The organism is Exiguobacterium sp. s28, assembly GCF_018618135.1.
GTDB lineage: Bacteria > Bacillota > Bacilli > Exiguobacteriales > Exiguobacteriaceae > Exiguobacterium > Exiguobacterium mexicanum_A.
On the sequence record NZ_JACSLL010000008.1, the window covers coordinates 120,091 to 129,735 of the forward strand.

At 48.1% G+C, this 9,645-nt stretch carries 8 protein-coding genes; 1 reads left to right on the plus strand and 7 read right to left on the minus strand.

What is annotated here, in order from left to right; genetic code table 11:
* Positions 1-200: 200 nt before the first annotated feature.
* A protein-coding gene (locus KNP78_RS10145) for an IS3 family transposase (protein ID WP_371819213.1) occupies positions 201-1,530 on the plus strand; the annotation gives its coding sequence in 2 pieces (ribosomal slippage) (positions 201-613 and positions 612-1,530; 1,332 coding nt in all).
* Between the two features lie 104 nt (positions 1,531-1,634).
* Here the strand turns inward: KNP78_RS10145 and lspA are convergent.
* The 7 genes from lspA to KNP78_RS10180 form a co-directional block, all read right to left on the minus strand.
* The gene (gene lspA, locus KNP78_RS10150; RefSeq protein WP_214824029.1) at positions 1,635-2,111 is read right to left on the minus strand and encodes a signal peptidase II; all 477 of its coding nucleotides are present in this window, start codon (positions 2,109-2,111) and stop codon (positions 1,635-1,637) included.
* Positions 2,112-2,245: 134 nt separating this feature from the next.
* Positions 2,246-2,908, minus strand: coding sequence for a class I SAM-dependent methyltransferase (locus KNP78_RS10155; RefSeq protein WP_214824031.1), 663 nt, complete (start codon positions 2,906-2,908; stop codon positions 2,246-2,248).
* Between the two features lie 333 nt (positions 2,909-3,241).
* The gene (locus tag KNP78_RS10160; protein ID WP_214824045.1) at positions 3,242-3,892 is read right to left on the minus strand and encodes a CadD family cadmium resistance transporter; all 651 of its coding nucleotides are present in this window, start codon (positions 3,890-3,892) and stop codon (positions 3,242-3,244) included.
* Between the two features lie 246 nt (positions 3,893-4,138).
* Positions 4,139-5,557: a dihydrolipoyl dehydrogenase gene (lpdA, locus tag KNP78_RS10165; RefSeq protein ID WP_214824034.1), complete on the minus strand. Its 1,419-nt coding sequence runs from the start codon at positions 5,555-5,557 to the stop codon at positions 4,139-4,141.
* A gap of 230 nt (positions 5,558-5,787) precedes the next feature.
* Entirely contained in the window at positions 5,788-8,202 is a 2,415-nt protein-coding gene (locus KNP78_RS10170; RefSeq protein ID WP_214824036.1) for a heavy metal translocating P-type ATPase, read from the minus strand.
* The gene (locus KNP78_RS10175; protein ID WP_029595499.1) at positions 8,195-8,560 is read right to left on the minus strand and encodes an ArsR/SmtB family transcription factor; all 366 of its coding nucleotides are present in this window, start codon (positions 8,558-8,560) and stop codon (positions 8,195-8,197) included. Before KNP78_RS10175 ends, KNP78_RS10170 begins: the two co-directional genes overlap by 8 nt.
* Before the next feature lie 95 nt (positions 8,561-8,655).
* Positions 8,656-9,270 (minus strand): CadD family cadmium resistance transporter, encoded by a 615-nt coding sequence (locus KNP78_RS10180; protein WP_029595498.1) that lies wholly within the window; start codon positions 9,268-9,270, stop codon positions 8,656-8,658.
* Between the last annotated feature and the right edge of the window lie 375 nt (positions 9,271-9,645).

Sequence of the window (9,645 nt, forward strand, 5' to 3'; positions counted from 1 at the left end):
AAGGTGATCAAAGCGTAGTATCTCTGTACTGTGATATTGCTGGATCCATTCTTGAAGTCGCATAAGGAGAACCCCTTTTTAGTTCAAGTTGAACTGAACCCTGAATGATAGACACTTGATAAAAAGTGCTCATTCAGGTTTTTTTGCGTGCGGTCGAATCGATATAATGAACCTATTCATACAAACGGGGGAACGCATCCATGAGTAAAATCATCTTCAACGAACATCAGATCAGGCAGCTTGAGTTAAATCCGAACGTAGCGTCTGTCTCGGACCGGTCGATCCAGTACACGGGCGACTTCAAGGTTCGGGCCGTCCTTGAGAATCAGGAAGGGAAGGGTCCTTCCCAAATCTTCGAAGAGGCCGGTTTCGACCTGACGGTGATCGGGCGTGTGAAGGCGAAGTCTGCCTTGGAACGCTGGCGCAAAACCTATCAAACCTATGGCACAGAGGGACTGTTGACCGAACGTCGCGGGAAATCGAACGCAGGCGGCGGGCGTCCGAAGCAGGATGACTCGCTCGAACGACGACTCGCCAAGGCCGAGGCGCGCATCAAATATCTGACGGCGGAGAACGAACTGCTAAAAAGCTCGAGGAGCTCGAGGGGCGGGCGAAGCGAACCAACTGACACCGACGGAGCGATATCATGTCATCAACACCGTCATCCGGACGTTCCGTCTGAAGAACCTCGTCCGTACACTCTGCGAAATCGCGGGTGTGAGCCGAAGCGGCTACTATGCCTGGCTCAAGCGTGCGGAAAAGGACTCCCTCCGGGAAGAGCGCGACTACGCGGACTATCTTCTCCTGAAGCAGCTCCACGATCGTCGGCACGGGAAAATCGGGTATCGCGGGCTCTATATGGAAGTGCTCGACCTCATCGGATCACCCATGAACCATAAACGCATCCTTCGGCTGATGCGGAAATACGGGATCGTCACAAAAATCCGCACGAAGAACGCATATCGCAAGCTCGCCAAGGCGACACAGGAGCACAGGACGGTCCCGAATCATCTGAACCGTCAGTTCGACCAGGACGAGCCAGGAAAGGTTTTCGTGACGGACATCACCTATCTCCCTACTCGAAAGGGGCAGAACGTCTATCTCTCCTGTGTGAAGGACGTCGCGACACGTGAAATCGTGGCGCACCATCTGTCGACGAGCCTTCACATGGACCTCGTCCTTCAGACGACGAGGAAGCTCGAAGAGCACCTCGACGGGAACTTACATCCTGAGGCGATGATTCATTCGGACCAAGGGTTCCACTATACCCATCCCGCCTATCAATCGCGGATTCGCGAACTGGGGTTGGTCCAATCCATGTCACGTCGTGGGAACTGTCTCGACAACGCACCAATCGAGTCCTTCTTTGGACATCTGAAAGATCATGTCGAGCATCGATCGGCACTGGACCTCAGCGAGGTTCGTTCGATGGTCGACTCCTACATCGCCTATTACAACAGCGAACGCAAACAATGGAACCTAAAAAAGATGACCCCGGAGCAATACCGGAGCCATCTGATCGCCGCATAGGATTCGAGGCACTTTTTATTAAACTGTCCGTAAAACAGGGCTCAGTTCAGCCCCCTCTTATGGGCGTTCCGGACAGCCTCTTCCTTTCAAAAAGAGAGAAAGAATCAATCTGCTTCGAGTATTTTTGTTTCCTTTTGCTCATCAGGGTTTGCATCGCGCCATGTATGCCATGCCAACAGGACGACACCAGAAAAAATGAAAACATCAGCTAAATTAAAAATCGGAAAATCAATGAAGCGAAAATCAAGACTGTCTACAACTTCCCCTCTCAGCAATCGATCATAGAAGTTCCCTAAAGCGCCACCGAATAAAAGGGACAATGCAAAAGAAATTCCCTTATTTTTCTTTCCTTCCGTTTGTAAATAATAAACGATACCCACTACAACAAGCAGCGTTACGATGATAAAAAACCAGCGTTGGCCTTGCAGAATTCCAAATGCTGCACCACTGTTTCGTAGAGAGGTAATGTGAAACACACCCTCCCATAGAGGGATGCTTTGTCCTATTTCTAACCATTTAATAATCGCCGATTTCCATAACTGATCAATGACCAAAACGATGAGCGCAATGACATAGTACAAGGGATATCCTCCTCAATAATTATTCCTTCAGATTATAACACGATATAATAATCAAATGAATGTTTTACTATCGAAAGGAGAATGGACATACAAAATTACAAATATAGGGCGAATTGAGATGCCGGATAATCAATTTACGGCTTAAATGATTTATATATCCGTATTGTACCGACAATTGTCACGAATTGACCCGTTTCTTCAATTGCTGAAAATCCAGTTTCCTTTAACAAAACCCGAATAATGCCTTTAACATGCGGGGAAGTGGTTTCAAATCCGTCTAGGAATTGGACAGGGAGAAATACAGCGCGCATCCATCCGTTTTGCGGCTTCTCAAAATCAAGGAGATGGAACTGGTCGCCCGATTTGAGTACCCGGCGAACTTCCTCAAAGGTTTCCTTCTTCTTCTCCAGCGTCAAATGGTGAATAAATAAACTGGTGAAGACATGGTGGAATAGGTTGCTAGAAAAGGAGAGTTGATCAGAAAAGCCTTCCTCAAAAAGGATAGAATCGACTGGACGTTCTTTCACTTTTTCTTTTGCGATTGCTAAGATTTCCGGATCGGCGTCGACGCCAATCACTTGCACACCGGGTTGCGACTGCTGAAGTAAAAGGGCGAGTGTCCCCGTGCCGCAAGCCAAATCCATTACCCGTTCGCCAGGTTGGAGGGAGGCTTGATGAATCAATTTCATTTTCATCTTTTTTTCTCGCATGCCCCACTCCATCAAAGGATCGTAAAAACGTGTCAGCCAGTGATATTTGAGGGCCGGTATATACGCTTTTTTCTTTTCTTTACTCATGAATACCTCATCCCTTCTTCGAGCCTGCTTTTTTAGTAAGGGCGAAGACGTAATGCTTATTACGAAGCGTGAATAATTCATAGAGTGGCTGTTTTGATTTTTCTCATGCGGTAGCGGTTGTCCCTCTGAAAAGCAGAAAATTTATGCCCTTTACTTTTCAGCAGGGAGCCTCTGGCTCCTTTCTTCTGTTTACCACCTTGGGAGTGAAGTTTTATAAAAACAGCGGACACATAAAAGATGACCGCTGTTTTGCTAGACTGTATCTAATTAAAAGGAGGGCTATCGGGTTTAGTTTCTAGGTAAGCGCTATACAATTTTCCATTCAACCCATCATCACAAACTAATAAAGTCCAAGATGGCAGAAAAAGTTTCATTTTCAATCATGATGTAAATTCCCAGCCCAATAAACACAATCGGAATGATCCATTTCCCGAATTTCTCCAAGGTTTCGGAGACATATCTAAAGGATGCGAGCCGGTATCCGGCGAAGCACCAGACGCTGACCATGATTAAGAAAATGAGCACGGTAACCAACAATTCGTTCATGTTTAAGGTGGAGAAATAGGGAACATAAATCCCGATATTGTCGCCGCCATTAGCGAATGTGATAAAAGCAACACTCAAATAGAGTTTGCTGAACTTTCCGGAGTTCAATGTAGAGAGGATGGCCCCTTCATCTTCGTCATCCCCATTCAGGAACAATTTGATTCCCAAATAAATAGGGATTAATCCAAGCAACCCGACCCATTGATCCGGAATCAGAATAACACCGAATGTCCCCAGCACGCTGAGTAAAACCAGCAGGGAAAAGCCCAAGTATTGACCGATGACGATATCACGTGGCCGGATGGAAGATGGCGTATTGGCCGTGCTTCCCTTCGCTGTTTTCGCTTCGGAAAACAGCAGCATCAAAATAAAAATGTCATCAATATTGGTGACAATAAAGGCACCAATTGCAGATACGATCACTAAAGACAAAACCATCAGCTCCAAAAAAGTTAAAGTCATTTCCTTTGAAGAAAGGGGGACGGGTTTGAATCTTTGAAAGCCTCCCTGGAATCCCTGTCTTCAAAAGAAAAGGTGTACGGTTAACCATGTACTTTCTATTAATCCATTCGCGTTCGAATCCTTTTATAAAAACCTTTCAAACAACACTTGAAACCGACAGAATTAAAGTCGGAGCTTCATCAGCTACTTTTTGCCAAGGCAATTGGTCTGCGGTTTCTTCCATTATTTTTTGCTCAGCATATGAATTGGGTGTCCCATGACACCTTCCGCAGCTTCCATCAATGGCTCCGGCAACGTAGGATGGGCGTGAATCGTCAGGCTGAGGTCTTCGGCAGTCGCTCCGGTCTCAATGGCAAACACAGCCTCGGCAATAAGAGACGACACTTCCGGTCCGACCATCTGGACGCCCAACACTCTTTTTGTCTCTTTCTCGGCCACAATCTGTACAAAGCCATCCGCATCGGAAATAGATAAGGCGCGGCCATTCGCTTGGAACGGAAAGCGACTGGAAACCGTCTCATAGCCCTGTTCTTTTGCCGCTTTTTCGGTTAATCCGGTATACGCAACTTCCGGATCGCTGAAGATAACAAACGGCATCGCTTGAAAATCAATCACGCTTTTTTGTCCGCTTGACACCTCTGCTGCAATCTTACCTTCATAACTCGCTTTGTGGGCCAGAAGGTCACCGCCTGCACAATCGCCGATCGCGTACACGTGATCAACCGTGGTTCGACATTGGTTATTTATCTTGATAAACCCGCGTTGATCCAGTTCCACACCAATATTTTCTAAGCCGATGTTTCCGGTGTTCGGTTTTCTCCCGATCGAAACCAAGCAGTAATCGCCGGTAACGGTTTCTTCTTTGCCATTCACTTGGAACCGGACATTGACTTCTTCACCTGTATTTTCACCGCCTTGGACCATGGCTTTGGTGATGACCGTGATACCCAAATCTTTTAAGTGACGTTTAACCACATTCGTCAGTGCAGAGTCCGTTCCCGGAAGAATGGTATCCGTTCCTTCCAGGATGGTCACTTTGGCCCCGAATTTCGCATAGGCTGTTCCGAGTTCCAATCCGATATACCCGCCGCCAACCACCACGAGATGTTTCGGCACTTCCTGAAGTGTCAAAGCTTCTGTTGACGAGAGAATCCGTTCTTGATCGAACGGCAGGCTTTTCAGTTCGGTCGGCAGGGAACCGATTGCCAGAATCAAATCTTTGTAGGTATAAAGCTGTTCTCCGTCTGCAGTTTTGACTTTTACCTGATGGGATTCCGTCAGGTAAGCTTCCCCGCTAATGACTTCCACACCATTGCCTTTCAGCAAGGTCTGGACCCCACTCGTGAGTTTGTTCACAATGCCGTCTTTCCATTTCACAACTTCCGGCATATCCACTTCCACTTCTCCAGAAACCTTGATGCCCATGGACCCGGCGTGCTGGATATGTTTCACTCGTTCAGAAGCACTGATCAGCGCCTTGGAAGGGATGCACCCGCGGTTCAGGCAAACTCCGCCTAATTCGGCCTTATCCACCAATACCACTTTTCTCCCTAACTGTGCCGCGCGTATGGCCGCCACATAGCCGCCTGATCCGGCTCCTATCACCAATAAATCAAGTTCCTGTTTTGCTTCGTTTGTCATTTCCGTTTCCTCTTTCGGTATTAAATAATTGAAGAAAATCATAATTTCTACTGACCTTTACTTCACAAGCAGAGGACTTTCTGGAACAATATGCTACTTAACGACAAAAGCGCCTCTCTTAATGCTCCATACCCTTTATCTAAAAGATTAAAAGAGAATGTTTAATACATGTGAACAATTACTATGTATTTCAGAAAAGAGCTTTCCATTGGATAGGAAAGCTCTTTTCGTTACTCTTTCACGCGCATCAGCCGTAAGCTGTTTAGCGCAACCAGAAGGGTAGCGCCCATATCGGACATGATGGCGATCCAAAGGGTCAGCCAGCCCGGAATGACCAACAGCAGCGCAATCAATTTGATGCCGATGGCGAACGTAATGTTCGCTTTGATGATATTCAGGGATTTCCGGCTTAACTTCACCGTGAAGGGCAGTTTGCTCAAGTCGTCACCCATCAAGACCACATCAGCGGTCTCCATAGCGGTATCGGTTCCGGCACCGCCCATGGCAATTCCGACAGTAGAAGCAGCGAGTGCCGGAGCATCGTTCACGCCGTCTCCGACCATCGCTACGTTGCCGTATTCAGATCTTAAGTGTTTGATGAAATTCAACTTGTCCTCCGGCATCAGTTCTGCCTGGATTTCGGTGACGCCGACCTGCTGGCCGATGGCCTGACCGGTCCCTTTGTTGTCACCCGTCAGCATGATCGTCTTCTTGATGCCCATGTCGTGCAGCTTCTGGATGACTTCCTTGCTGGAGTCCCGGACTTCATCGGCCACGGCGATGACCGCCAGGATGTTTTGTTCCGTTCCGATGATCATGGCCGTCTTGCCCTGATTTTGAAGAGCTGTGACATTTTGTTCCAAGTTCTTATCCGCACTTGCGGCGCCCAGCTCGTTGAAGAGGATCGGGCTGCCGATATAGTACGTGGTTCCTTCGACGGTTCCTTTGATCCCTTTGCCGGTAATGGATGAGAAGTCCTCGACCAAGACCGAAGAATAAGAAATATTTTCTGCATCCGCTTTTTTCATGATGGCCGAAGCAAGGGGATGCTGTGAGCGGTACTCCAGTGCTGTGACGATAGAAAGCAGCTCTTTTTCACTGATTCCCTTGTTCAGCACTTCAAAGTCCGTGACAACCGGAACCCCTTTGGTCAAGGTGCCGGTCTTGTCAAACGCGATGGCTTTCAGCGCGCCCATTTCTTCCAAATACACGCCGCCTTTTACCAAAACGCCTTTTTTCGCTGCGTTCCCGATAGCAGATACAATCGAAATCGGAGTCGAAATGACCAAAGCACACGGGCATCCTACGACTAGCACAGCCAATCCTTGGTAGACCCAGGTTTCCCAGCTGGCATCAAACAGAAGGGGAGGAACGATGGCTACAAGCGCAGCAACGACCATGATAATCGGTGTATAATATTTGGCAAATTTATCGACAAACGCCTGCGAAGGAGCCCGTTCGCCTTGTGCTTCCTCAACCAGGTGGATGATTTTCGCAATGGTTGTGTCTTCAACCAACTTCGTGACTTTGACTTCGAGCAAGCCTTCTTCATTCAGCGTGCCCGCGAAGACGTCATCGTTCACCGTTTTGGCGACCGGCACGGATTCCCCGGTGATCGCCGCCTGATTGACCGCCGAATAGCCGTTGGTCACCGTGCCGTCCATGGCAATCTTCTGTCCGGGTCTGACAATCATGGTGTCGCCCACCACAATGTCGTCCACCGAAATCAGCTGTTCCTGGCCATTCCGCCGGACGAGTGCTTCTTTCGGGGCAATGTCCATCAACGAACGGATGGATTGGCGGGCACGGTCCATGGAATAGCGTTCCAGTGCTTCACTGATCGCAAAGAGGATGACCACGATAGACGCTTCCGCCCATTCGCCGATAAAAGCCGCCCCGATGACGGCAACGGTCATGAGGGTTTTCATGTCGAAATCCAGGCGAATCAGGTTCTGGAAGCCGACTTTGAAGAGCGAGTACCCGCCAATGACAATCGCCGCCACAAACAGGAGCGACGTCATCAGGTTGTCTTCGCCATTGACGAACTGGGAAATGTAGCCGAACACGATCAAGAGGGTGGAGTAGAGCAAGGTGCTGTGCTTTTGGTAGAACGGCACTTTCTTCTCTGTTCGAGCTGGCGCTTTTTCGGTTCCGGTATTCGTGATAGCTGGACGTCCTGTAATTTCAGGCGCCACCTTCAAGTTTTCAAACGCACCGGCTTTCTCCAATTCGTCGATGGTCGCTGCCCCGTAAACGGAAATTTTTGAAGCCCCGAAGTTCACTTTGGCATCCTGGACACCGGGGATCTGCTTGACGTTGTTCTCAAACTTCCCGGCGCAGTTCGCGCATGTAAAGCCTTCGACCCGGAAGACATTTTTGTCTTCGACGGTCACTTCAGGAGCCGCCTGGCGTTTCGGTTTTTCCGGTGCGACCTTCAAATTCTCGAAAGCGCCGGCTTTTTCCAGTTCCTCGACCGTCGCCTCGCCGTAGACCGCAATTTTCGAAGCCCCAAAGTTCACTTTGGCATCCTGGACACCGGGAATCTGTTTGACGTTCTTCTCGAATTTCCCGGCGCAATTCGCACACGAAAAGCCCTCAACCCGGTAGACCGTTTTGTCTTCTGTTTCCTTCGTTTTTTCAACCAACGGAAACAACCTCCTTCTGATGGATGAAGGCCACTTGCACCAAGTGTTTCACATGCGCGTCATCCAGTGAGTAGTAGACCAACTTGCCTTCCTTGCTGTATTTCGCCAACCCCATATTATTCAGTAGTCGCAGGTGGTAGGAGGCGGTTGCGGTAGATGAACCGATGATATTCGCAACGTCACACACACACAGTTTGTCCTCCAGCGATAAGGCGTAGGCGATCTTGATACGCGTATCGTCCGACAACGCCTTGAAGATCTTCGCCACTTCCAATGGATTTTGTTCAGACAGTTGCTGCTGGACTCGTTCCACCTTTTCTTCATCTACACAGACCACATCACAAATCTCTTTTGCCATTTTCATTCACTCCTTTTTCTCACTTCTGTTTACTCATTCGTTTTTTCAAGTAAGTGATTTTCTTCTATATAAAACAAAGAGTGCAAAGAATCACTTCAACTCACCAATCCCCAAAGGAATCGGAAAGTCCCATTCTCCGCCATAATCAAGATGCCGAGCCCGATGAAGACAATCGGCACAATCCACCGTTCCCAATTTTCTATCGTTTCAGAAATCGTTTTAACGGCTGCCAACCGGTAACTGAGGTAACACAAGACGGCGACCAGGATGGCAAAGACAACCAGCATCACCACAGTTTCACTTGGATTCAAGGTTGAAAAGTAGGGTATGTAGACGCCAATGTTGTCGCCGCCAGCCGCCAGGGTAATGACTGTAATGGTGACAAACAAGCGATTGGGGTTTCCGGAAGACAAACGGGACAGGAGATTCTCTTCGTCGTCCTCGTCTTCTTCTCGCTTCCAGACCCGGATGCCCAGGTAAATCGGAATGAGCCCTAGCAAGCCCACCCAGTGGGACGGCACAAGCGTCAGGCTGTACGCAGCCAACAGGCTGACGCCCACCAAGATGGCTGTTCCTAGGTATTGTCCGATGACAATGGATTTTAACTGGCCTTTTTTCATCGTTTGTGAAAACAGGATCAGCAAAATAATGACGTAATCAATGCTGGTCGCCACATAAGCGGCAACCGCGGTAAAAATCGTGGTTAACAGCACCCTCATCTCCTTTACGGATATCCTAGTGTGAAGTGATACCCTCTGATAGTTATACATTCAAACAAACGTTTGATTAATGCAAGTGTACAAAGATTTCGCTAGATTGTCAATTATATATTCAAATGATTGTTTTAATGTTTGGGCATGCTTGTTAGAATGAACAGGGAGCGACAAGTGGCAAGGCAAATTGAAATTTAGTATGGCCAATGCCTGCATGTCTTGTTAAGCATTCTATCTTTAGAAGAGCTGAAAATGGTATAGAAGAGGCTCATCACCATAAGGCGTGGTTGACGCATAAAATCCATCAGATTTTGAATTGAACATAGAAAAAAAGCGAAAACCCCGGTATCGTAATTGTTGCCTAGACAAACC